This is a genomic window from Streptomyces sp. NPDC098101 (genome assembly GCF_044760185.1).
GTDB lineage: Bacteria > Actinomycetota > Actinomycetes > Streptomycetales > Streptomycetaceae > Streptomyces.
Window position 1 is genome coordinate 394,805 of record NZ_JBIWAS010000004.1, and the last position, 23,628, is coordinate 418,432.

General features: G+C 75.4%; 20 protein-coding genes. 11 read left to right on the forward strand and 9 right to left on the reverse strand.

The genetic code is table 11. From position 1 onward, the window contains the following. Positions 1 to 54 precede the first annotated feature (54 nt). Positions 55 to 1,395, reverse strand: a complete 1,341-nt coding sequence (locus ACIQVI_RS20370; protein ID WP_403597666.1) for a DUF2252 domain-containing protein — start codon at positions 1,393 to 1,395, stop codon at positions 55 to 57. A gap of 183 nt (positions 1,396 to 1,578) precedes the next feature. Here ACIQVI_RS20370 and ACIQVI_RS20375 point away from each other — a divergent pair, with 183 nt between their 5' ends. Continuing rightward, complete coding sequence (locus tag ACIQVI_RS20375; RefSeq protein WP_351973409.1) at positions 1,579 to 2,334, forward strand: GntR family transcriptional regulator; 756 nt, start codon at positions 1,579 to 1,581, stop codon at positions 2,332 to 2,334. A gap of 63 nt (positions 2,335 to 2,397) precedes the next feature. Here ACIQVI_RS20375 and ACIQVI_RS20380 read toward each other — a convergent pair whose 3' ends face one another. From ACIQVI_RS20380 to ACIQVI_RS20395, 4 genes are all read right to left on the reverse strand, one after another. Beyond that, the gene (locus ACIQVI_RS20380) at positions 2,398 to 3,303 is read right to left on the reverse strand and encodes an ADP-ribosylglycohydrolase family protein (RefSeq protein ID WP_403597669.1); all 906 of its coding nucleotides are present in this window, start codon (positions 3,301 to 3,303) and stop codon (positions 2,398 to 2,400) included. A gap of 88 nt (positions 3,304 to 3,391) precedes the next feature. Next, positions 3,392 to 4,132: a class I SAM-dependent DNA methyltransferase gene (locus ACIQVI_RS20385; protein WP_403597672.1), complete on the reverse strand. Its 741-nt coding sequence runs from the start codon at positions 4,130 to 4,132 to the stop codon at positions 3,392 to 3,394. 84 nt (positions 4,133 to 4,216) lie between these two features. Next, positions 4,217 to 5,749, reverse strand: coding sequence for an amino acid permease (locus ACIQVI_RS20390; protein ID WP_351973991.1), 1,533 nt, complete (start codon positions 5,747 to 5,749; stop codon positions 4,217 to 4,219). Between the two features lie 90 nt (positions 5,750 to 5,839). Then, complete coding sequence (locus ACIQVI_RS20395; protein ID WP_351973992.1) at positions 5,840 to 6,814, reverse strand: hypothetical protein; 975 nt, start codon at positions 6,812 to 6,814, stop codon at positions 5,840 to 5,842. 305 nt (positions 6,815 to 7,119) lie between these two features. Between ACIQVI_RS20395 and ACIQVI_RS20400 the strand changes: the two genes are divergently transcribed. From ACIQVI_RS20400 to ACIQVI_RS20420, 5 genes are all read left to right on the forward strand, one after another. Continuing rightward, positions 7,120 to 8,586 carry an FGGY family carbohydrate kinase gene (locus ACIQVI_RS20400; RefSeq protein WP_403597676.1) on the forward strand — a complete coding sequence of 489 codons (1,467 nt, stop codon included), beginning with the start codon at positions 7,120 to 7,122 and terminating at the stop codon, positions 8,584 to 8,586. A 110-nt stretch (positions 8,587 to 8,696) separates the two neighbouring features. Continuing rightward, the gene (locus ACIQVI_RS20405) at positions 8,697 to 10,076 is read left to right on the forward strand and encodes an FAD-dependent oxidoreductase (protein WP_403597679.1); all 1,380 of its coding nucleotides are present in this window, start codon (positions 8,697 to 8,699) and stop codon (positions 10,074 to 10,076) included. After that, positions 10,073 to 11,293: an FAD-dependent oxidoreductase gene (locus tag ACIQVI_RS20410; RefSeq protein WP_403597682.1), complete on the forward strand. Its 1,221-nt coding sequence runs from the start codon at positions 10,073 to 10,075 to the stop codon at positions 11,291 to 11,293. The genes ACIQVI_RS20405 and ACIQVI_RS20410 overlap by 4 nt, the downstream gene beginning before the upstream one ends. An 86-nt stretch (positions 11,294 to 11,379) precedes the next feature. Continuing rightward, positions 11,380 to 11,856 carry an NUDIX domain-containing protein gene (locus ACIQVI_RS20415; RefSeq protein ID WP_403597685.1) on the forward strand — a complete coding sequence of 159 codons (477 nt, stop codon included), beginning with the start codon at positions 11,380 to 11,382 and terminating at the stop codon, positions 11,854 to 11,856. Between the two features lie 62 nt (positions 11,857 to 11,918). Continuing rightward, complete coding sequence (locus tag ACIQVI_RS20420) at positions 11,919 to 12,152, forward strand: hypothetical protein (RefSeq protein WP_351972637.1); 234 nt, start codon at positions 11,919 to 11,921, stop codon at positions 12,150 to 12,152. On the opposite strand, the gene ACIQVI_RS20425 is transcribed toward ACIQVI_RS20420, so the two are convergent. Continuing rightward, positions 12,136 to 13,392 carry a cytochrome P450 gene (locus tag ACIQVI_RS20425; protein WP_403598726.1) on the reverse strand — a complete coding sequence of 419 codons (1,257 nt, stop codon included), beginning with the start codon at positions 13,390 to 13,392 and terminating at the stop codon, positions 12,136 to 12,138. The genes ACIQVI_RS20420 and ACIQVI_RS20425 overlap by 17 nt on opposite strands. A 383-nt stretch (positions 13,393 to 13,775) precedes the next feature. Between ACIQVI_RS20425 and ACIQVI_RS20430 the strand changes: the two genes are divergently transcribed. Further along, complete coding sequence (locus tag ACIQVI_RS20430; protein ID WP_403597688.1) at positions 13,776 to 15,167, forward strand: serine hydrolase; 1,392 nt, start codon at positions 13,776 to 13,778, stop codon at positions 15,165 to 15,167. A gap of 148 nt (positions 15,168 to 15,315) precedes the next feature. On the opposite strand, the gene ACIQVI_RS20435 is transcribed toward ACIQVI_RS20430, so the two are convergent. The 3 genes from ACIQVI_RS20435 to ACIQVI_RS20445 all read right to left on the reverse strand — a co-directional run bounded on the left by ACIQVI_RS20435 (position 15,316) and on the right by ACIQVI_RS20445 (position 19,172). Next, a complete protein-coding gene (locus ACIQVI_RS20435; protein ID WP_403597691.1) occupies positions 15,316 to 17,703 on the reverse strand; it encodes an ATP-binding cassette domain-containing protein in 2,388 nt (795 codons plus the stop codon). Positions 17,704 to 17,923: 220 nt separating this feature from the next. Continuing rightward, positions 17,924 to 18,235: a DUF5133 domain-containing protein gene (locus ACIQVI_RS20440; protein WP_351972640.1), complete on the reverse strand. Its 312-nt coding sequence runs from the start codon at positions 18,233 to 18,235 to the stop codon at positions 17,924 to 17,926. Positions 18,236 to 18,311: 76 nt separating this feature from the next. Next, complete coding sequence (locus ACIQVI_RS20445) at positions 18,312 to 19,172, reverse strand: glutathione S-transferase C-terminal domain-containing protein (RefSeq protein WP_403597696.1); 861 nt, start codon at positions 19,170 to 19,172, stop codon at positions 18,312 to 18,314. A 476-nt stretch (positions 19,173 to 19,648) separates the two neighbouring features. Here ACIQVI_RS20445 and ACIQVI_RS20450 point away from each other — a divergent pair, with 476 nt between their 5' ends. The 4 genes from ACIQVI_RS20450 to ACIQVI_RS20465 all read left to right on the forward strand — a co-directional run bounded on the left by ACIQVI_RS20450 (position 19,649) and on the right by ACIQVI_RS20465 (position 23,623). Then, positions 19,649 to 20,104, forward strand: coding sequence for an Rrf2 family transcriptional regulator (locus tag ACIQVI_RS20450; RefSeq protein ID WP_121833568.1), 456 nt, complete (start codon positions 19,649 to 19,651; stop codon positions 20,102 to 20,104). Between the two features lie 158 nt (positions 20,105 to 20,262). Then, complete coding sequence (locus tag ACIQVI_RS20455) at positions 20,263 to 21,753, forward strand: acyl-CoA dehydrogenase (protein WP_403597699.1); 1,491 nt, start codon at positions 20,263 to 20,265, stop codon at positions 21,751 to 21,753. A gap of 147 nt (positions 21,754 to 21,900) precedes the next feature. After that, positions 21,901 to 22,773 carry a universal stress protein gene (locus tag ACIQVI_RS20460; RefSeq protein WP_403597702.1) on the forward strand — a complete coding sequence of 291 codons (873 nt, stop codon included), beginning with the start codon at positions 21,901 to 21,903 and terminating at the stop codon, positions 22,771 to 22,773. Positions 22,774 to 22,912: 139 nt separating this feature from the next. Beyond that, positions 22,913 to 23,623, forward strand: a complete 711-nt coding sequence (locus ACIQVI_RS20465) for a CAP domain-containing protein (protein ID WP_403597705.1) — start codon at positions 22,913 to 22,915, stop codon at positions 23,621 to 23,623. Positions 23,624 to 23,628 lie beyond the last annotated feature (5 nt).

Here is a 23,628-nt window from a genome sequence, read left to right on the forward strand (position 1 = left end):
CGGGTGAGGCCCCGGGGCCGGGACGGGGGCGGCCGGCGGAAGCCGGCGTCCGGTTCAGACTCCCGGGGCCGCCGTGATCATGCCGGCGGCGATGGCCGCGCCGAGCGCCGCGTAGTCGTCGGCGTTCTGGTGGGCGTAGGCGAGCGCGAAGTCGGCGAGGGCGTGGTCGAAGACGTCCGAGCCGCCGAGGTAGGCGGCGATGGCGACGCGGTCGCCGGAGCGGGCGTGGGCGCGGGCCAGGGCCCGGCCGCAGAGCCGGGCGTAGTCCCGCAGCATGGCCGGGGACATGGTCTCCACCTCGGCCGAGCCCTTCATGTCGCGCAGTTGACGCCAGTAGAAGTGGCGCTGTTCGGGGCCGGTCATCCAGCCGAGGAAGATGTCGCTGGCGGCCTGGATGAGGCGCTGGCCGCAGACGACCCGCTGCCCCTGGTGGGGGTAGGCGGTGGGGGCCAGGTACTCCTCCAGGACGGAGTGGCCGGCCTCCTTGATCTGGAGGATGAGCGGGTCGGCCTCGTTGCGGCCTTCGAGGAGGAGGACGAAGCAGCGGGTGCCGACGCTGCCGACCCCGACGACCTTGCGGGCGGCGTCGAGGAAGCGGTAGCGGTCGAGGAGCAGCCGCCGTTCCTCGGCGAGGGAACTGCGGTAGTCGCTGAAGACCTTGCCGAGGGTGACCCGGTCAATGTCCGTGGTGCGTTCGAGGAGCGGCGGGTCGTCGGCGATGTGCCGGTGTCCGGTCGCGTCCGCCTCGGTGAGCTTGTCGAAGGCCTGGAGGCTGGTGCGGCGGCGGGCGCGGGCGAGCCGGTTCTCCAGGCGGCCGCGGTCGCTCCGGCGGACCAGGGCCGGGAGGTCGTCGGCGGCGATCCGCTCGTACCAGACGGCGAGTTCCCCGAGGCCGGCCAGGCGGCGCATGGACGTGCGGTACGACTCGACGGCGACGAGGGCGGCGCGGCGGGCCTTGGTCCTGGTGGCGCCGTTCTGGAGGGCCGCGACGGTGACGCTGGCGGCGAGCCGTTTCACGTCCCATTCGAAGGGGCCGGGGAGGGTCTCGTCGAAGTCGTTCACGTCGAAGAGGAGCGTCCGTTCGGGTGAGGCGTAGACGCCGAAGTTGAGGAGGTGGGCGTCGCCGCACAGCTGGACGGTGAGCCCGGTGTCGGGCTGGGCGCCGAGGTCGGCGGCCATGACGGCGGCGGCGCCGCGCAGGAACGCGAAGGGGGAGGACGCCATCCTGCCGTACCGGAGGGGGACGAGGTCGGGCAGCCGGTCCCGGGACTGGCGCTCCAGGACGCCCAGCGGGTCGGGCCGCTGGGAGCTGGGTATCCAGCGGCCGTGGGAGGATCGGGAGACGCGCTTGCGGGCCTCCCTGCCCCGTGCGGCGCGCTCCGACGGCGTCGTCATCCGGCCTCACCCGCCTCTCCCGCCGGGGCGGACTCGGCCCCGTCACCTGGAACCTCATTACAAGGCGCAACGCGCGTTTCGGCCACTCTTTCCGCCGGGACTGGCAAAATGGTTTAGACCAATGATAGGAATTGATCACCCATACGGCCCATGCGGTCACGCTGAGCAAAGAGAGGGTTGATCATGGCCGAGCCCGATTCCGGGGCGGCGGCGGAAGTGCCGCTCTACCTCCGGGTCGCCGCCGCCCTGCGTGAGGATCTCGCCCAGCGGCGCATCTCCCCCGGCAGCAGACTCCCTTCGGAACGTTCGCTGTCCCAGCGCTACCACGTCAACCGGCAGACCGTACGGAGCGCGCTCCAGCTCCTCCGCGACGAGGGACTCGTCGTCACCGACCGGCGCGGCACCTTCGCCGCGGGTCCCGGGGCCGAGGCCCGCGCCGAGGATCCCGGCCCCAGGGTCCACCGGCCGTCCTTCCCCGGCGGGCCCCGCGCGGCGGGGACGCTGGTGCGGGCCTCGCTCGCCTGGGAGCCGCCGCCCGTCCCGCTCGCCCCGCGCCTGCTGCTCGCCCCCGGCGAACCGACGCTCGTCCACCGGCACGCGGTGCTCGATCCCCGGGGATCGGCGCTCCAGCGGGCGGTGTCGTGGTTCTCCCGGCCCGCGCTCACCGAGATCCCCCAGCTGGCCCGCTACCGGCGGGGCCGGGACTGCCGCCAGCAGCCCGATCTGCGCCTGCTCTACCACTGGATGCACCAGGCGGGGCTGCGGGTCGTCCACCGGGAGTCGGTGGGCGTGCCGGCCGACCCCGGGACGACGGCCGGCGGCGCGGCCCGGCTGCTCGTCCACCGGGTGGTCAGCGATCAGCACGGACGCGCCCTGGAGATCTCGGACATCGATGTCGCGGCCCGGTCGGCGGCCTGGACCTACGAGTTCAGCGCCTGACCGCACGACGCGACGGACGTCCGGGCCGCGTCGATGCGGCCCGGGCGTCCGTCGCTCACCGCGTCACGCCACGGGGGGCAGCGGTTCAAGGGCCGCGTGCCAGGCGGGAGGCAGGGCGGCGACGCCGGTGCGGGCGGCGACGACCCCGCCCGCGATGGCGCAGGTGGTGTCGATGTCGCCGCGCCCGGCGACCGTGACCCACAGGCCCTCGTGCAGGTCGTCGAGGTGCCCCGCCGCACACCACAGGGCGTACGGGACGGTGTCGGGCCCCGACATCCGGTAGCCGGAGCCCAGGACCTCCGCGGCGTGCCGGACCGAGGTGCGCTCCGGCATCCGGGCCGCGATCCGGACCCCCGACCGGACGTCGCTGTCGGGGAGCCGTTCGGCGACCGCCCGGAGGAAGTCCGGTCCGGCCGGGGCGGGTCCGCCCCGGCCTCGGGTCGCCAGCGCCGCGGCGAGGGCGACCGCCACCGCTCCGGCGACGGCCTCCGGGTGGTGGTGCGAGACCTCGGCCTGGCGGGCGGCCTGCTCGGCCGCCGCGTCGAGGTCGGCGGCGTGCCAGGCACCGAGCGGGGCGGCCCGCATGGCCGCGCCGTTGCCCCAGGAGCCCTGCCCGCCGAACTGTCCGGCCACCACGTCCCGCCAGGGCTCGCCCGCGGCGATCCGGCGCAGCACGTCGTGCATGGAGGCCCCGTAGCCCCGGTGCGTGTCCTCGGCGTAGGCCGCCGCGAGGCGCAGGGCCAGACGGTCCCGGTCGACGGTGCCCCCGCCCTCGATCAGCTCCCGGACGAGGACCAGCGCCTGGGCGGTGTCGTCGCTCCACCGCCACAGCGGCTCCGGGGGCGGGGTCCGCGCCTCCAGGGCCGCCGTGCCGTCCCTGCGCAGGATGCCGAACCAGCGGTCGCCGAAGGCGTCGCCGAACGCGAGTCCGTGCAGCGAATCCCGTACGGCGGCAGGCAGGTTGCTCATCGGGTCAGTATCGCGACGCGCCTGTTCTCCGGCACTCCGTTTTCGGCGCCGCCGGGCTCGGCCTCAGCCGGACTCCCGGCCCCCGGCCTCAGACGGGCTTGCGCCACACGGAGACGTGCTTCGCGGAGTCCTGGACGAACGGCGACCCGTCCCAGTCCGCGACGCGGCGTTCGAGTTCGAGCCCGGCGATCCGCGCCATCAGGTCGAGTTCGGCCGGCCAGGCGTAGCGGTGCCGGGAGTTGCCCCGGCGGTAGCGGCCGTCGTCGCCGTCGCGGGTGAAGTGGTGCGAGACCAGGACCTGTTCGACCAGGTCGAAGGTGTCGAAGCCGAGGTGCCGCTCGGAGACGTCGAACGGCACCGCGACCTGGCCGGGCGGCAGGGACCGCAGCGGCGGCACGACCAGCTCGACGACGAACCGGCCGCCGGGCTCCAGGTGCCGCGCGGCGTTGCGGAAGCACTCGACCTGCTCGTCCTGCGTGAGCAGGTTCGAGATGGTGTTGTAGACGAGGTAGACCAGGGCGAACCCGCCGGGGACGGTCGTGGTGGCCATGTCCCCGATGGCCACGGGGAGCGTGTCCTCGTCGGCCTTGCGCCGCAGCACCGCCGCCATGTGCTCGGACAGCTCGATCCCCACCACCGGCACGCCGCGCTCCCGGAGCGGGACGCCCACGCGGCCGGTCCCGACGGCGAACTCCAGCGCCCGGCCGTCTCCGGCGAGGTCGGCGAGGAAGTCGAGAGTCGGTCCGAGGACGGCGGCCGAGGACATCTCGGTCTCCTCGGCGTCGTAGCGGTCGGCGGTCGCACGGGTCCACAGTTCGCTGCTCGTCATGGACGTCCACTCTGCCGAGCGCCGGGGACGCTGTCGACGCATTTACCTGCCGCCGAGCGGGGCCCTCGGCCCACCGGGCGGGCCCTAGACGATCCCCTCCGCGATGTCCGCCTCCTCGCGGGCCGTGCCGTACGCGGTCGGCGTGCCGTACGAGCGGCGGGCGACGTACCACCAGACGCTGGCCAGGACGAGGACGACGGCGAGGGCGATGACGGCGTAGTTCATGGTGTCGACCGTCACCGGCGACTTCTGCGGCAGGCAGAAGAGGACGGTCACCAGGGCCACCCAGACGACGGCGGTCCAGCCGATCGGCCTGCTCCAGCGGCCCAGGCTCCACGGGCCGGGGGTGAAGCGCTTCCCGGCGCGCAGCCGCAGGTAGATCGGGATGGCGTAGGCGGGCGTGATGCCGATGACGTTGATGGCGGTCACGGCGCCGTAGGCGGTGGCCGAGTACAGCGAGGGCACGGCGATGAGCGCGGCCACGCCGACCGAGAGCCAGACGGCGGGGACGGGGGTCTGGGTGCGGGTGCTGACCTTCCGCCAGAGCGCCGAGCCGGGCAGGGCGTTGTCCCGGCTGAAGGCGAAGACCATCCGGCTCGCGGCGGCCACCTCGGCGTTGCCGCAGAAGAGCTGGGCGACGATCACGACGAGCAGCAGGGCGGTGGCTCCGCCGGTGCCGAGCGCGTCCAGGAGGATCTGGGCGGGCGGGACGCCGGTGGCGCTGTTCTGCGTGGCGGCGTAGTCCTGGATCGCGAAGGTCAGTCCGGCGAGCAGGGCGAAGCCGGCGATCCAGGAGACCCAGATGGCCCGCACGATGCCCTTGGCGGCGGCGACGGAGGCGTTCGAGGTCTCCTCGGAGAGGTGGGCGGAGGCGTCGTAGCCGCAGAAGGTGTACTGGGCCAGGAGCAGGCCGATCGCGGCCACGTAGAAGGGGTTGGCCCACCCGGTGTCGTTGACGAACTCGGTGAAGACGAACTCGGCGGACTGGTGCCGCTCCGGGATGATCGCGAGGGCGCCGACGATGACGGCGACGCCGGCCAGGTGCCACCAGACGCTGATGGAGTTCAGCACGCTGACCAGGCGGACGCCGAAGAGGTTCAGGACGGCGTGGAGCAGCAGGATCGCCAGGAAGATGAGGAAGGTGGAGCCGACGGTGGGTTCGAAGCCCCACTGGAGGTTGAGGAAGGCCCCGGTGAAGAGGGCGGCGCCGTAGTCGATGCCGGCGATGGCGCCGAGCAGGCCGAGGAGGTTCAGCCAGCCGGTGTACCAGCCCCAGCGGCGTCCGCCGAGCCGGTCGGCCATGTAGTAGAGGGCGCCGGAGGTCGGGTAGGCGCTGGTGACCTCGGCGAGGGCGAGGCCGACGCACAGGACGAAGAGGCCGACGCCGGCCCAGCCCCACAGCATGACGGCGGGGCCGCCGGTGCCCAGGCCGAAGCCGTAGAGGGTCATGCAGCCGGAGAGGACCGAGATGACCGAGAAGCTGATCGCGAAGTTGCCGAAGCCGCCCATGCGGCGGGCGAGGACGGGCTGGTAGCCGAGCTCCCTCAGCCTCTCCTCCTCGTCCTGGACGGGCGGTGGCTTGCGTATCGCGTCGGCGGGCGCTTCGGTGCGGGCCATGGGGACCTCCGGGGGACGAACGGTGAGCGGGAAAAGGGGGACGGAAAGGGGAAGGGGCCGGGGGGAGTACGGGAAGGGGCCGGGCGGGCGTCAGTCGCCGAGACAGCGCGCGCGGGCCCGGAGGAAGACCTCTTCGGCGAGGGCGCGGTCGTCCGGACGGGCGGTCCGGTGGGCCCACGGCAGTGTCGTGTAGTACGGGCCGAGCGCCTCGAAGACCCGGGTCGCGTCGTCGAAGCGGAGGGCGCCGAAGAGGGCGTGCGCCAGGTGGTTGAGGTCGAGCAGGGAGGCCTCGTCGACGGCGCAGAAGAAGAACCAGGTGTCCAGGGCCCGCTGGGCGTCGCGCACGGCGTCCTCGGCGACCCAGTGCAGGTCGAGGGCGCGCTCGTGGCCGCGCTCGCGCCGGTAGCGCTCGACGCGCACGTAGAGCGGCAGGGCGTGCAGGGCGGAGCCGACGGGTGCGGAAGAGGCGGCCCAGTGGGAGTAGTTGACGGCTTCGGAGAGCGGTCCGGAGCGCCGGGCGTAGACGAACTGGAGCATCCGGTGGTGCGCCTCGCGGTTGTGCGGGTGGCGCTTCTCCGACTCGGCGAGCAGGCCCCAGGGGCCGGGCGGCAGCATGGGGGCCGGTGGGGCGACCCGGTGCTCGGCCCGGTGCTGGGGGCCGTCGAGGGCGGCGAGGGCGAGCAGGCCCACCCAGGGCACCGGGTCGGCGGGCGAGCGGTCGACGGCCTCGTGGCAGGCGGCCCTGGCCTCCTGCCGGAGCTGTCCGGCGCGGGCGTGTCCCGAGCGGTGGGCGCGGACGGCCCGCTCGACGGCGACGCGGCTGTGCATCACCGCCATGGCGGGGCTCTCCGGCTGCTCGTCGCGCCAGGTGCGGACGACGTCGGTGCCGGCGGCGACGGTGGCGAGGACCTGGGTGCGCCGGGTCCAGGCGCCCCAGTCGGAGGTCTCGTCGAGCAGCCGGGCCATGGCCACCCAGCGGCCGGTGCGTAAGTCCTGGAGGGCGTGGCGCAGGGCGTGGTCGTGGCCCGCCGGGTGGTAGACGGGCCGGAAGCCTTGGCCGGCCATCAGGGGGCGGGGCGTGGTGTGGGCGGCATGGTTCCTCGGTGGATGGGGAGGGGTGGTCAGCCCCGTGGACGGTGTCCCGGCCATTGATCGGCGATCACTATAGAGCGCTCTGGACTCGACCGGTCCTCTTTCTTTCTCGACGGCAACTATCAAGCCAACGACCGAATTTGACTTACTGTCAGGTTCGCTCACGGACCTGACGGGGTCGCCCGGCGAGGCTTGACGAAGCCCCGCGCCGACGGCACCCTGACCCTTTTCGGTGACCGGACGGTCACCGAACGGGACCACCGGACGGGAGCGACAGGATGACGGGCGGCCCGGTACTCGCCGTCGACCAGGGCACGTCGGGCACGAAGGCCCTCGTCCTCTGTCCGGAACGCGGCGTCCTCGGCAGCGGTGCGGCGCCGGTCCGGCCCCGGTACCTGCCGGGCGGCCTGGTCGAGGCCGACCCGCGCGAGCTGTACGGCTCCGTGGTCGCCGCGGGGCGGGCGGCGCTCGCCGACGCGGGCGTCCCGGTCGTGGCCGTCGGCCTCGCCAACCAGGGCGAGACCGTGCTCGCCTGGGACCCCGCCACCGGCGAACCGCTCACCGACGCGCTCGTCTGGCAGGACCGCAGGGCCGCCGGGATCTGCGCGGAACTCGCTCCGCACGCGGAGGAGCTGCGCCGTCTGACCGGCCTGCCGGTGGACCCCTACTTCGCCGCGCCGAAGATGGCCTGGATCCGCCGCCACGCCACCGGCGCGGGCGCCGTCACCACCAGCGACGCCTGGCTCGTCCACCGGCTCACCGGCGCCTTCGTCACCGACGCGGCGACCGCCGGGCGCACCGGGCTCCTCGACCTCGACACGGTCTCCTGGTCGGAGACCGCCCTCGACCTGTACGGACTCGGCGGCGAGCCGCTGCCCCGGGTGGTGGACTGCGACGCGCCCGTGGGCACCACGACCGCCTTCGGGCCGCCGCTCCCCCTCACCGGCCTCCTGGTGGACCAGCAGGCGGCGCTGCTCGCGCAGAGCGCCGACGACCCGGCCGCCGTCAAGTGCACGTACGGCACGGGGGCCTTCCTGCTCGCGCGGACCGGCTCCGCCCCTCTGCGGGCCGCCTCGGGCCTGGTGAGCTGTGTCGCCTGGCGGCTCGGCGGGCAGGTCACCCACTGCCTGGACGGCCAGGTGTACACGGTGGCGTCGGCCGTGCGCTGGCTCACCGACCTCGGGGTGATCTCCGGGGCCGGGGACCTCGACGCGGTCGGCGGCGCCGTCCCGGACGCCGGGGGCGTCACGTTCGTCCCCGCGTTCGCCGGGCTCGCCGCGCCCTGGTGGCGGGGGGACGTGCGCGGCTCGCTCACCGGCCTCGGCCTGGACACCGGCCCCGGGCACCTGGTGCGGGCCCTGTGCGAGGGCGTCGCCGCCCAGGTCGTGGAGCTCGCCTCGGCCGCGGCGGCGGACCGGGGCGCGCCGCCGACCTCGCTGCGCGCCGACGGCGGCCTGACCCGGAGCGTGCTCCTCATGCAGACCCAGGCCGACCTGCTGCAACGGCCGGTCGAGGTCTCCGCCCTGCCCGACGCCACGGCCCTGGGGGTCGGCGCGGTCGCCCGCCTGGGCCGCTTCCCGGGGCTCGCGCTCCGGGAGGCCGTACCGGAGTGGAAGCCGTCGGCGGTGTACGAGCCCCGGATCTCCGCCGACGAGGCGGAGGCGCGCCTGGCCCGGTTCCGCGCGGAGGTCGCGGCGCTGCTGGAGCGGCCGGGGGCGACGGCGGGCGACGGCGGGGCGGGGTGAGGGCCACCGGGGGCCCCGACGGTCGACGGCAGGGCGGCGCGAGGGTTGCCGGAGAGGTCACCCGGACGGGGCCCCTCCCCGGCGGCGAGGGTGCCGCGTACGACGTCGTGGTGGTCGGGGCCGGGGTCGTCGGGGCCGCGATCGCCCGCGCGCTCGCCCGTCACCCGCTGCGGGTCGCTCTCGTGGAGGCCGCGAACGACGTGGGCGACGGCACCTCGAAGGCCAACACGGCCATCCTGCACACCGGTTTCGACGCCGTCCCCGGCACCCTGGAGGCCCGGCTCGTCCGCGAGGGGCACCGGCTGCTCACCGCGTACGCGCGGGAGACCGGCATCCCCGTGGAGCCGCTCGGCGCCCTGCTCGTCGCCCGGGACGAGGCACAGCGCGCCGCGCTCCCCCGCCTCGCGGAGAAGGCCGGACGCAACGGCCACCGCACCACCCGGATCATCGGCGCCACCGAACTGGCCGCCCGCGAGCCGCACCTGGGGCCCGGCGCGCTCGCGGCGCTCGACGTGCCGGGCGAGTCGATCGTCTGCCCGTGGACGACCGTCCTCGCGTACGCCACGCAGGCCGTCCGCTCCGGGGTGGACCTGCACCTGAACTGCCGGGTGGAGGAGGTGCGTCCGGGCGATCCGCACCACCGGCTCGTCACCCGGCGCGGCCCGCTCCGGACCCGTCACCTCGTCAACGCCTGCGGGCTGTACGCCGACGCCTTCGACGCCCTGGTCGGGCGCGAGGACTTCACGGTCACCCCGCGCCGGGGCCAGCTGCTCGTCTTCGACAAGTTCGCCCGCGACCTGGTCCGGCACATCCTGCTCCCCGTGCCGGGACCGCTCGGCAAGGGCGTGCTCGTCTCCCCCACCGTGTACGGGAACGTGATGCTCGGGCCCACCGCCGAGGACCTCGACGACAGGACCGCGACCGGCACGACGGCCGGGGGGATCGCCGGCCTCCTCGAACAGGGCGGCCGGGTGCTCCCCGCGCTGCTCGACGAGGAGGTCACCGCCGTCTACGCGGGACTGCGGGCCGCCACCGGCCGGGAGGACTACCGGATCGCCGCGCATCCCGCCCTGCGGTACGTGACGGTGGGCGGGATCCGGTCCACGGGGCTCAGCGCCTCCCTGGCGATCGCCGAGCACGTGCTCGGCTTCCTGGCCGACTGCGGACTCGACCCGGGACCGGAGCGGCCGCTCGCCCCGGTCCGCGTGCCGAACCTGGGCGAGGCCTTCCCCCGGCCGTACCGGGACGCCGGACTCATCGCCCGCGACCCCGACTTCGGGGCGGTCGTCTGCCACTGCGAGCGGGTCACCCGGGGCGAGATCCGGGCCGCGCTCGCCTCCACGATCCCCCCGGGCGGCCTCGACGGACTGCGGCGCAGGACCCGCGCGCGGGGCGGCCGCTGCCAGGGGAACTTCTGCGGCCCGGAGGTCCGGGCCTTGTTCGAGGAGGCCCGGAACCCTCCGGGGGCGTACGAGGGGGACGGCCGGTGAACCGTACGGTCGACGTGCTCGTCGTGGGCGCGGGTCCCGCCGGGCTCGCCGCGGCCGCCCGGCTCGCGGCGGCGGGCGCGGGCCGTGTCGAGGTCCTGGAGCGGGAGCCGGAGGCGGGCGGGGCCCCGCGCCACTGCGTCCGCCCCGGGTTCGGCGCGGACGCGCGGGGGCGGCCCCTGGACGGGCCGGGCTACGCGCGGCGCGCGGTGCGGGAGGCCCTGCGGGCCGGGGCCGCCGTCCGCACCGGCGTCTCGGCCACGGGCTGGGCCGGGCCGCTCGCCCTGGACGTCACCTCCCCGGCCGGACTCGAACGGATCGCGGCCCGCGCGGTGCTCCTCGCCACCGGGGCCCGCGAACGGCCCCGCAGCGCCCGGCTCGTTCCCGGCACCCGGCCCGCCGGAGTGCTGACCACGGGCGAACTCCAGCGGACGGTGGCGCTGTTCGGGGCCCGGAGCGAGCACGTGGGCCGGCGGGCGGTGGTCGTCGGCGGCGAGCCGGTGGCCCGGGGTGCGGTGCGGACGCTGCGCTCGGCCGGGGTGGAGGTGGCGGCGGTCGTCACCGAACTCCCCTTTGTGTCGGTCGGGTTCGGGGCCGTTCCGGTGCTCACGGGCACGGTCGTGACGGAGCTGCTCGGACGCGGCCGGGCGACCGGGGTCGCGGTCCGGGGGCGGGACGGCCGCGCGTCCGTCCTGCGGTGCGACACGGTGGTCCTCACCGGCGACTGGATCCCGGACCACGAGCTCGCCCGCGCCCGCGGGCTGCCGCTCGCGCCGGGCACCCGGGGCCCGGTGACGGACGGCGCCTTCCGCACCGCCGCTCCCGGGGTCTTCGCGGCCGGCGGCCTCCTGCACGGCGGGGAACCGGCCCCGGTGGCCGCCGCCGAGGGACGGGCGGCGGCCGACGCGGTGCTCGACCACCTCCACGGCCTCCCCCGAAGCACGGGTATGGCCCCGGTCACGGCGGCGGGACCACTGCGGTGGGTGACGCCCGGACTCCTCGGCCCGGAGGCCGCGCCCCTGCTCGTACGGCCGGAGCGCCGTCTCGTACGACCGGTCCTGACCGTCGCCCAGGACGGCGTACGGCTCCGGAGCGAGCGGCTGCGCGGGACGCTCGTGCCGTGGCGTTCCGTACGGCTCGGGCCGGGCTGGACGCGCGGAGCGGATCCGGCGGGCGGGCCCGTGACGGTCCGCGCGGAGGAGGGGTCCGCGGAGGCGTGAGGCTCCGGCGGACGTGCGCCGGGGCACACCATCGGGGGCGTCCCGGCGGGCTGCGCGGGCGGGGGCCTTCGGACACACTGGGTCCCATGCCGGTCAAACGCAGCGCGGGTCTCCTGGTCTTCCGCCGGACGGCGGACGGGGGCGTCGAGGTCCTCATCGGTCACATGGGCGGGCCCTTCTGGGCGTCCCGCGAGGAGGGCGCCTGGTCGATCCCCAAGGGGGAGTACGAGCCGAACGAGGCGCCCGGCGCGGCGGCCCGCCGGGAGTTCCGGGAGGAGCTGGGCCTCGACGCCCCCGAGGGCGACTGGATCGACCTCGGGGAGAGCCGGCAGCGCAACGGGAAGCTCGTCACCGCCTGGGCCGTCGAGGGCGACCTGGACCCGGACCTGGTCGTGCCGGGCACCTTCACCCTGGAGTGGCCGCCGCGCTCCGGCCGCCTGGAGGAGTTCCCGGAGATCGACCGGGTCGGCTGGTTCGCCCCGGAGGCGGCGGCTCCGCTGCTCGTCGCGGGGCAACAGGCCTTCCTGGAACGGCTGGCGGCGCACCTCGGCGGGCGGGGCTGAGCCGGATTGTCAGAGGCGTGCGAGAAGGTGGTGGGAGCCGAACTGTCGAGAGGGAGCCCGACATGACCACGATCACCGCCGACGAGCGCGCGGCGGCCCAGGCGTATCTGCGGCTGCTCGAATCCACCCGGGCCGTCCTCGAGGACCCGCGGCTCGCCCCGTACGCGGGGGCCATGCTCGTCCGTCCCATGGCGGAGGCCGACGAGGCGCTCCGCGCGGCCGGCCTCGCCGGGAACGAGGACCGGCTGCTGCGCGTCGTCTCCTCGCTGCGGTCCTGCGTCAGACGGACAGTCTGACCGGGAGCGTGCGGACGCTGTTGCCGACGAACCCGGCGTGGCGGGTCAGGCCGTCCTCCGGGACGGCCAGGTCGAGCGCGGGGAAGCGGGTGAAGAGGGCCTCCAGGGCGGTCGTGGCCTCCAGACGGGCGAGCGGGGCGCCCAGGCAGTAGTGGGGGCCGTGCCCGAGGGAAAGGTGCTTCGCCGTCGTGGCGCGGGTGACGTCGAAGCGGTCGGCGTCCGGGCCGTGCGCCTTGGTGTCGCGACCCGCCGCCGAGTACCCGGCCAGGACGGGGGTGCCCCGGGGGATGAGGGTGCCGTCGACGGTGAGGTCGCGGGTCGGGTAGCGGAACGGGAAGTAGCTGACCGGGCTGTCCCAGCGGAGGGTCTCCTCCACCACGTCCGCCCAGGTCGCGCGGCCCTCGACGACCAGGGCGAGCTGGTCGCGGTGGGCGCAGAGCGCCCGGACCGCGTTGGTGATCAGGTTCAGGGTGGTCTCGTGGCCCGCGATGATCATCAGGAGCAGGGTGCCGATGAGCTCGGGCCCGCTGAGCCGGTCGCCGTCCTCGCCGTGGGCGGCGATGAGGGCGCTGGTGAGGTCGTCGCCGGGGGCGGCGGACTTGGCGGTGACGACGGAGGCCAGGAGCGCGACGAGTTCCTGGTTGGCGGCGACGGCCCGCGCGGGCTCGGTGTCGGTGGCGACGACCAGGCTGGAGAGGCGGTGCAGCCGGTCCTGGTGGGCGGGGTCGACGCCGAAGAGTTCGCAGATGACGCCGAGCGGCAGCGGCAGCGCGTAGTGCCGGCGCAGGTCGGCGACGCCGCCGCCCGCTTCGGCGGCCCCGGCGAGGTCGTCGAGGAGTCCGGCGGTGACCGCTTCGACGCGGGGGCGGAGCTCCTCGACCCGGCGGGCCGTGAAGGCGCTGCTGACCAGGGTGCGCAGCCGGCGGTGGTCGGCGCCGTCCGCGGTGGTCATGCCGGGGACGGTGGCGAAGGTCCGCAGCGGCCACCCTTCGGGTATGCGGCCCTCGGCGAGGGCGGTGAAGTGCCGGGCGTCCTTGGCTACGTCGGGGTGGGAGAGGAACTCGCGGAGCGCGTCGTGGCCCAGTACCGCCATGCCCTCGACCTCGCCGGGCAGGACCACCCGGGCCACGGCGCCCTCGGCGAGCAGCCGCGCGTTGTCCGCGTGCGGGCAGCCGCCCGCCGGGTCGGGGCGGTGGGGCGGCCGGGCGGAGGCGCCGTCGGCGGAGTGCGGTGTATGCACGTCGTTCGCGGTGTTCGCGGTGTTCGTGTCGTTCGCGGTGTTCACGGAAGGGACTCCTGACTGCGGAGACGGGCCGGGACGGCACGCGAGGGGTCAGATCCTACGGTCAACCACGGTGTTCCCGTGCGGAGTTGTCCGGCAGGGCGGGATCCCCGGCAGGACGGCTCGGGGGAAGCGGTGACAGGCCTGCGCGCAGGGTGCTCCGGTGCGGAACGGGGGTGCTCCCGTACGGGTGTGAGGGCGCGTCACCCGCGATCCCCGCGCGCCCGGCGCCGGTCCGGACCACCCGGTCGGCCCACGACGCGCCGCCGTACGCCACGCCCGCTCCCCCGGTCGGCTCACTTCGATCTGCGGGTTCGCCCCCTCCTCCCTACGGTGGCCGAATGATCGTCACGTCAGCTGTCCGTCACGCTGCCGCCGGTTCCGCGGCCCTGCTGTTCGTGCTGCCCGTTCCGGCGGCCGTCGCCTCCCCCGCCCCCACGGTCCCGTCCGTCTCCTCCGCCGTCGGGGAACCCGCCCCGCCCGTGCGCCGGCACGTCGACCCGGCCCGGCTCGACCGGTCGGGCGTGCAGGTGCAGCCGCTGGCGGGCGCGCCCCGGCTGCCCTCGGCCTCCGCGCTGTCGTGGGTGGTCGCGGACGCGTCCACGGGCGAGGTGCTCGCCGCCCGGAACGCGCACCGGAAGCTGCCGCCCGCCAGCACGCTCAAGGCGCTGTTCGCCCTCACCGCGCTCCCCCACCACGACCCCTCCGAGCGGCACACCGTGGCCGATTCCGAGCTGACCGGCATCGGGGCGGGCAGCAGCCTGGTCGGGATCAAGGAGGGGTACACGTACAAGGTCTCGGACCTGTGGAACGGCGTCTTCCTCAGCTCCGGGAACGACGCGGTGCACGTGCTCGCCGCGATGAACGGCGGCTGGGACTCGATGGCCCGGAAGATGCAGGAGAAGGCCCGCTCCCTGGGGGCGAACGACACCCACGTGGTGTCCCCGGACGGCTACGACGCGCCGGGGCAGGTGTCCTCCGCGTATGACCTGGCGGTCTTCGGCCGGGCCGGTCTCCAGGATCCCGCGTTCGTCCGCTACTGCTCGACGCGGTACGCGGACTTCCCGGCGGGCTCGTGGTCGTACGGCATCGCCAACACCAACCGGCTCCTGACCGGGGAGAACGGGGTGGACCGCTACCCCGGGCTCATCGGCATCAAGAACGGCTACACGAGCAACGCGGGCAACACGCTGGTCTCCGCGGCCAAGCGGGGCGACCGGACCCTGGTCGTCTCGGTGATGAACCCCCAGGAGGGCGGCGGATACGCCGTGTACGAGGAGGCGCGGTCCCTGCTCGACTGGGGCTTCGACGCGGCGGAGCGCGTCCAGCCGGTGGGCTCCCTGCTGCCGGAGCGCCCGAAGGCCGAGGCGGACGCCCGGGCCGTGGCGGCGGGGGCGGAGGCGGGAACGGCGCCCGCCGGGGACGCGGGCACGAAGGACGCCCCCGCGAAGGGCGCCCCCTCGCAGGGCGCCCCGGCACGGAACGCCCCGGCGTCGGCCCCCTCCGCGAAGGAGGCTCCGGCACAGGACGCGTCGGCACCGGGCGACCCCGCCCAGGGCGCACCGGCGCGGACCGCCCCGGCCGGGGGCGACCCCGGCGAGGCCGCCGCGGCGACGGCCCCGGACGCGTCGGCCGGCCTCCCGCTGGGCCTGATCGGCGCGGCCTGCGCGGCGGCGCTCGCGCTGTGGGGATGGCGACGCCGGTCGGGCACGGGCGACTCCGGGCAGGAGTGAGGGGCACGGGGTGAGGAGCGCGGAGGCGCGGGGCCGTGCCCAGACGCGGGCGGGCGGTCGCGCGGCGCCGGTGGCACCGGGCCGTACGGTCCGACCCGGCCCGATCGGGGCCCCGCGCGACCGCCCCCGCCCCGCACCCCGCCCCCGGTCAGGCCCCCACGTACTCCGCGAGGTGCTCCCCCGTGAGGGTGGAGCGGGCGGCGACCAGGTCGGCGGGGGTGCCCTCGAAGACGATCAGGCCGCCGTCGTGGCCGGCGCCGGGGCCGAGGTCGATGATCCAGTCGGCGTGCGCCATGACCGCCTGGTGGTGCTCGACGACGATGACGGACTTGCCGGAGTCCACGAGCCGGTCGAGCAGGCCGAGGAGCTGCTCGACGTCGGCGAGGTGGAGGCCGGTGGTCGGCTCGTCCAGGACGTAGATCCCGCCCTTCTCGCCCATGTGGGTGGCCAGCTTGAGCCGCTGCCGCTCGCCGCCGGAGAGCGTGGTGAGCGGCTGGCCGAGGGTCAGGTAGCCGAGGCCGACGTCGGCGAGCCGGGCGAGGATCCGCTGCGCGGCCGGGGTGGCGGCCTCGCCGGAGCCGAAGAACTCCCCGGCCTCGGTCACGGACATCGCGAGGACCTCGCTGATGTCCCGGCCGCCGAGGAGGTATTCGAGCACCGAGGCCTGGAACCGCTTGCCCTCGCAGTCCTCGCAGGTGGAGGAGGTGCCGGCCATCATGCCGAGGTCGGTGTAGATGACGCCGGCGCCGTTGCAGGTGGGGCAGGCGCCCTCGGAGTTGGCGCTGAAGAGGGCCGGCTTGACGCCGTTGGCCTTGGCGAAGGCCTTGCGGATCGGTTCGAGCAGCCCGGTGTACGTGGCGGGGTTGCTGCGCCGGGAGCCGCGGATCGGGCTCTGGTCGACGGAGATCACCTCCTCGCCGGCGGGGAGCGAGCCGTGCACGAGGGAGCTCTTGCCGGAGCCCGCGACGCCGGTGACGACGGTGAGGACCCCGAGGGGGACGTCGACGTCGACGTCCCGCAGGTTGTGCGCGGACGCGCCGCGGATCTCCAGGGCGCCGGTGGGCTCGCGCACCGCGTCCTTGAGGGACGCGCGGTCGTCGAGGTGGCGGCCGGTGACGGTGCCGGAGGCCCGCAGGCCCTCGACGGTGCCCTCGAAGCAGACGGTGCCGCCGGCCGTGCCGGCGCCGGGGCCGAGGTCCACGACGTGGTCGGCGATGGCGATGGCCTCCGGCTTGTGCTCGACGACGAGGACCGTGTTGCCCTTGTCGCGGAGCTGGAGCAGGAGGTCGTTCATCCGCTGGATGTCGTGGGGGTGGAGACCGACGGTCGGCTCGTCGAAGACGTAGGTGACGTCGGTGAGCGAGGAGCCGAGGTGGCGGATCATCTTGACGCGCTGCGCCTCGCCGCCGGAGAGGGTGCCCGCCGGGCGGTCGAGGGAGAGGTAGCCGAGGCCGATCTCCACGAAGGAGTCGAGGGTCAGCTGGAGCGCGGTGAGCAGCGGGGCGACCGAGGGCTCGTCGAGGCCGCGGACCCAGGCGGCCAGGTCGCTGATCTGCATCGCGCAGGCGTCGGCGATGCTGATCTTCCCGATCTTCGAGGCGCGGGCGCCCTCGGCGAGCCGGGTCCCGTCGCACTCGGGGCAGGTGGTGAAGGTGACGGCCCGCTCCACGAACGCCCGGATGTGGGGCTGCATCCCCTCCTTGTCCTTGGCCAGGAAGGACTTCTGGATGCGGGGGATCAGACCTTCGTAGGTCATGTTGATGCCCGCGATCTTCATCCGGGTCGGCTCCTGGTGGAGGAAGGCCTCCTGCTCCTTCTTGGTGTACGAGCGGATGGGCTTGGCCGGGTCGACGAGGCCGGACTCGGTGTAGAGGCGGTAGTTCCAGCCGCCGACGGTGTAGCCGGGGATGGTGAGCGCGCCCTCGTCCAGGGACTTGGAGTCGTCGTAGAGCTGGGTGAGGTCGATGTCGGAGACGGTGCCCCGGCCCTCGCAGCGCGTACACATGCCGCCGGTGCGCTCGAAGGTGGCCTTCACAGCCTTCTTGGCGCCCTTCTCGACGGTGATCGCGCCGCTCGCCCGCACGGAGGGGACGTTGAAGGAGTACGCGCCCGGCGGGCCGATGTGGGGCTTGCCGAGGCGGCTGAAGAGGATGCGGAGCATCGCGTTGGCGTCGGTGGCGGTGCCGACCGTGGAGCGCGGGTCGGCGCCGAGGCGCTGCTGGTCGACGATGATCGCGGTGGTCAGGCCTTCGAGGACGTCGACCTCGGGCCGGGCGAGGGTCGGCATGAAGCCCTGGACGAAGGAGCTGTAGGTCTCGTTGATCAGCCGCTGCGACTCGGCGGCGACGGTGTCGAAGACGAGGGAGCTCTTGCCCGAGCCGGAGACGCCGGTGAAGACCGTGAGGCGGCGCTTCGGGATCTCGATGCTGACGTCCTTGAGGTTGTTCTCGCGCGCTCCGTGCACCCGGATCAGGTCGTGGCGGTCGGCGGCGTGCGGCACGGACGTCTGCTCGTCCGACCGGGGGGCCTTGCTCATCGTGTCTCCAGCTGTCGCGCGGGGCCGAAAGGGTGGTCCATCGCGTCCGGTCCCGCTCGGCGGGGGCCGCGATGCCCATGACCGTCACGCTAACGGGGGCACGGTGGTGACGCTTCTCGATTCCTGATCTCTTGCGGCGGTACGGGTCTCCCCCGGCGGTACAAGTCTCCTCCGCCGGTACGGGTCTCCCCCGGCGGCGCGGAAGGGACCGGGCCCGGGGTCAGGCTCCGGGCAGGCCCTCCAGGGCCGGCCGGGCCGGGGCGCGGTTCCCGGTCACGTACCGTTCGGCGGCGCGGACCGCCGCGCGGGCGCTGCGCTCCCCCATCAGGACGCAGAGGGTGTACGCCGTGTCCTCGAAGCGCCGGAGGGCCGACAGGTCGCGGGGCCGGGCGAGCACGGTCCGCTCCTGGGCGCGGTAGTGCCGGAGCAACCGGTCGACCGTGTTCCTGTCGGGCAGCAGCATGGCGTCCTCCTGTTCCTGCGTCGCTCCATACTGGCGGCCGTCGGCCACGCCCGCGACCCGCGCGGACACGGTGGGTGACGGAACGGGAGGGCGCGGGGACGCCGGGGTCCGGGGCGCCCGCTCCCCGGACCCCGTTGCCGGGCCGTCAGCGCGGGGCGGCCGACCAGTCGACGATGCGGATCCCCGCGCCCGCCGCCTCCCGGCCCCGGCAGTGCGAGCGGTGGCGGCGCAGGACGGCGTCGATGTCGAGGTGGCGGGCGAACTCAGGGCGCGCGGCGAGGCGTTGGGCGTAGGCCCAGAGGGCGGGGTGGCCGGCGACGCGTTCCATGGCGGCGGCGTCCAGGTGCCAGCGGTGGACGGTGTCGAGCTGGACGAGGGTGACCCAGACGTGGACGTCGGCGAGGGTCGGCCCGTCGCCGAGGACGTACGGCCGGTGGGCGAGGCGGTCTTCCAGGGAACCGAGGGCGGCGAAGAGGACGCCGAGGGGCTCGTGGTGGGCGGCCCGGTCGTCGAGCCCGAGTTCACCGGCCCGCTGGGCGGCCCGGTTGACGCTCAGCTCGCACAGGTCGGCGACGGCGTCGGTCTCGGCGCGGTGCTCCTCCGGCAGCAGGTCGGGGCCGTCGCCGCGGAAGCGCAGGGCGAGGTCGCGGAGGATGTCGGGGACGTGGGTGGTGACGATCCGGCCGGTCCAGCCGTCGCTGAGGACGGGCGCGGAGGCGGGGCCGTCGTACAGGTGGGCGCTGGCCTCGTACAGCGGGCGGAGCGCGGCGTATCCGCCGTCGGGGGCGTCCGGGGTGTCGGGCAGGACGGTGAGCGGGAGGGTGTCGTCGAGTCCGAGGAGGCCGTGGGTGAGGGCGATGCTCAGACAGCCGGGACTGGACGGGGCGACGTGGAGGCGGTAGCGGTGCGGTACGGCGTAGTGGCCGCTGCGCACGTCGCGGCCGATGCGGCCGCGGAAGGCGGGCGCGGCGGAGGCGGGCAGCAGCGAGGACGGGACGACGGACATGCTTCTCCCTCGGGGGTGCTCGGTGCCGGTGCGGGGCGGCGCGCGGCGGCGTCGGTCGCGGCGGCGCGACGACGGTGCCGGCCGGGCGGGCCCGGATCGGCGGAGGTGCGTACAGGAGGAGGCAGACGGACCGCGGCGAAGGGGGCCCGGCGGGCGGAGGCGCGTACGGCCGCCCGGGAGGCGACGGCGACTACGCGGCGCTGCAGACCCGCAGCAGATCGATGTGGCGGCGGGACGTCAGGGGCAGGGAACGCGGGAGGAGCGCGGCGGATGCGGTGTCCCTCCGGCCGGTGCGTCCCATGTTTTCCTACCCGTTCGCTCGGTTTTCCCGTCCATGAGTGTCCGGCCGGTCACGGACGGCGTCAAGGGTGCGGTACGGCTCGTCTCACCGCGTGGTACGGGGCGTCCCACGGGCGAGCGGTACGGCACGCCCCACGGGCGCGTGATCCGTCCCGACCGTACGGAATAATGCGCCCATGCGCATTTCAGCCAGGGCCGACTACGCGGTGCGTGCCGCCCTCCAGCTCGCCGCCGCCCGGGACGCGGGTCCGCTGAAGGCCGAGGCCATCGCGGAGGACCAGGGCATCTCGCACAAGTTCCTGGAGGGCATCCTCGGGGACATGCGCAAGGGCGGCCTGGTGCAGAGCCAGCGCGGCGGCAACGGCGGGTACTGGCTGGCCAGGCCCGCCGAGACCATCTCGGTCGCGGAGGTCATCCGCTGCGTGGACGGCCCGCTGGTCTCCGTGCGCGGGGAGCGGCCGCCGGAGCTGTCGTACACGGGGCCCGCCGAGTCGCTCCTGACGCTGTGGATCGCGCTCCGGGCGGGGGTCCGCGAGGTGCTCGGGGTCTCGCTCGCGGAGGTGGCGGCGGCGAAGCTGCCGGCCGGGATCGTCGCGCTCGCCGACGATCCGGAGGCCTGGACCAACCCCTGATCCACCGAGTCAACCCCGCGCGACCTGCGCGGACTTGACCCCGTCTCATCGGTCAAGACGGCCTTGTCCAGCCTGCGGACGCCTCTTGGGGAGGGGCGGTCACCTCTGCCACTATCCCTACTATTCCAGTGGGGATACTAGGGATCATGTGAGGTGACGTGAGTACGCCGAGGAAATCGCCGAAGAGACCAGCTGTACGCACCGCCTCCGCACCGGCGGGCCGCGCCGTCGACCGGCCCGCCGACGACGAGATCTGGCCCCGCGTCACCCGGGAGCTCGCCGACGACCTCGCCGTCGACGCCCTGGCCAGGGACCGGGCCGGGAAGGCGCCCTTCGACGAGGTCGCCCGGCTCCAGGAGGCGGGACTGCCCGCCCTCCTCACCGCGCCCGGACCGTCCCGGCGGGGCGCCGACTGGCGGGCCGCGTGCGCGGTCGTACGGGAGATCTCCGCCGCCGACAGCTCCGTGGGCGAACTCCTCGCCCACCACTACGCGCTGTCCTGGAGCAGCCGCTTCTTCGGCCCGGCGCACGAGGCGCGCACCCCCCACCGGGCGGACGCCCCGCCCACGACGACCGCCGCGCACTCGCCGGAGGACGCGCCCGGCACGGAGAGCGCGTCCGGAGCGGGGACCCCGTCCGGCACGGAGAACGCGTCCGGAGCGGACGGCGCACGACGGCCGGGTGCCGCCCACCGCCGCCCGCTCGCCCTCGACGTGTGTACGGCCGAGGAGCGCTGGCTGCTCGCCGGAGGCGTCGAACCGCCGCGCGCCACCACCGAACCCGGCCTCACCCTCACCCCCGCCGAGGGCAGCGGCGGCGGCTGGATCCTCGACGGGCGCCGCGCCTTCGCGTCCGGCGTCACGGTGGCCGACCGGCTCGTCGTCGGCGCGCGCCCCGGCGGCACCGGCGACCTCCTGGTCGTCCTGGTGGACCCGGCCCACCCGGGGGTGTTCACCGACGCGGGCACGGACCGGGTCGGGCAGCGCCTGGCCGGCGCGGGCACCGTCACCTTCGACCACGTCCCCGTACCGCCCGAGCACGTCCTCGGCGTCCTGCCGCACGACGAGCACGCCGTCGCCCCGTTCACCACCCTCGCCCCGCTCGCCCTGCGGCTGCTCCTCACCCAGGTCGGCCTCGGCATCGCCGAGGGGGCGCTGGCCGAGGCCCGGGACATCAGCCGCGCCGACCAGGCCGGACCGGTCCCGGCCGGCGGCGCGGGCGGCCCGGCGGCCGGGGACGGCGCCGCCCCGGTCGGGTCCGGGGACGACCCGTACCTCCTCCTCGCCTACGGGGAGCTGGCGACCGCCGCGCACGCCGCCGCCGCGGTGGTGGAGCGGGCGACGGACGCCCTCGCCCGCGGTCTGCACACCGAGTGGTCGCTGACCCTGGAGGAGCGCGCCGACATCTCCGTCCTCGTCGCGGCCGCCGAGACCGTCACCGGCCGGGCGGCCGTCCACATCACCACCCGCATCCTCGAACTCGTCGACGGCACGGCGGGCGCCGACTCCCGGGGCGGCGGACCGGGGTTCGACCGCTTCTGGCGCAACGCCCGCGCCCTCACCGCCCCGACGCGGGCGGACCACCGGCTCCGGGACATCGGGGACCACTACCTCAACGGCACCCACGCCCGGCTCACCCTGCTGGCCTGAGCCGGGCCCGGCCGGACCCCTCCGTCCCGGCGGAGAACGGCATGTCGGGACGTACGGCCCTGCCGCCGGGCGGCCGTTGGGCCCAAGCTGGTGGGGAAGGGGTCCGCCGGCCGGCGGACCCGGCACCGCACCGACGGAGGCAGTCTGATGAGTCGTGAGATCGTCGCAGGAGTGGACGGTTCCCCGGAGAGCCTCGCCGCGGCCGACTGGGCCGCCCGCGAGGCCCTCCACCGGGGCCTCCCGCTACGGCTCGCGCACGCCTGGCGCTGGGAACCCCTCGATCTCCCCCTGGTGCAGGACCCCGAGGCCCAGGGGCGGGCCGCGCACGCGGTCCTGCGCGAGGCCGAGGCGGAGATCGCCCGCCGGCACCCGGGTCTGGAGCTCTCGGCCGAGCTGCTGCCCGACACCCCCGTCGCCGCGCTGCTCGGCACCGGGGAGCGGGCCGAGATGCTCGTCATCGGCTCGCGCGGCCACGGCCCCGTCGCCGGGTTCCTGCTCGGCTCGTACGGGCAGCAGATCATCGCCGGCGCCACCCGCCCCGTGGTGGCCGTCCGCTCCCGCGACGGCGAGCAGGCCGAACCGCCCGCCGGGCCCGTGCTCGTCGGTCAGCTCGGCGGCCCGGAGGACAGCGCCGCCGCCCTCGGCTTCGCCTTCGCGACCGCCGCCGCGCGCGGGGCGTCCGTGCGGGCCGTACGGGCGTGGAGCCTGCCGTCCCTCTACGCGTACAGCCCGGCCTCGATGCGGCTCGCCGACGAGGCCGGCGGGCTCGTCCCGTACGAGGAGAAGGCGCTGCGCGAGGCGCTCGGCCCCTGGCGGGAGAAGTACCCGGAGGTCCGGGTCGAGGAGCACGTGGAGCTGGGCAGCGCGGGACAGGTGCTGCTCTCCCAGTCGGGGGTGGCACAGCTCCTCGTCGTCGGGCGGCGGGCCAAGAAGGGGGCCGTCGGTCCGCGGATCGGATCCGTGGCGCACGCGGCACTCCATCTGGCTCCCTGCCCGGTGGCGGTCGTTCCGCAGGGCTGAAAGGCTTCCGCGTGAGCTGACGCGCCGGGTTGACGAGGAGTGTCGGGACGGCCGGAGCCGGAAAGAGGTGTCACCGTTGCCCCCGGCGGCTCGCCCCGGCGCCGGCCGTCCGGCGACCCCGGCGAGAGAGCGGAGCCCCATGCGGTACCACGTCCGTCCCCGACACTCCGACCGGCCCGCGCGGGCGGGCGGACGGCACCGTGGCAGAGGCGGGCCGCGCCGCCGCCCGGGTTTCCGCACGGCCGTCACCGTCGCGGGAGCGGCGGCCCTCGCGCTCACGGTGGCGGCCGGGGCGTACCTCGCCTCGACGGCGGCCGGCGGCCCTGCGGCCACCGCCTCCCCCGCCCCCGTGCCCGTACGGGCCGAACCGGAACCGGAGTTCCGGCCGGGACAGGCGCGGACGCAGGTGCGGGAGCTGCGGCCCGTCCAGGTCCCCGGGGGCGGGACGGCGGGCGTCGGGAAGGCCGAGCGGTACGCCAGGGACGTCGTCGCCCTCGTCAACGCCGAGCGGGCGGAGGCCGGTTGCGGGCGGCTGCGCTCCGAGAAGCGGCTGCGGGCGGCCGCCCAGGCGCACGCCGACGACATGGCCGCCCGCGACTACTACGCGCACGGCAGCCCGGAGGGCCGGGACGGGGGCGACCGGATGAGGAGCGCCGGCTACGCGTGGTCGACCTGGGGGGAGAACATCCACCGAGGCCCGAAGAGCCCGGCCCTGGCCGTGGCGGACTGGATGGAGAGCGCCGGCCACCGGGCGAACATCCTCAACTGCGCCTTCGAGGACATCGGCGTCGGGGTGTCCCTGGACGCCGGCGGCCCCTGGTGGGTGCAGAACTTCGGCGCGCGGCGCTGAATCCG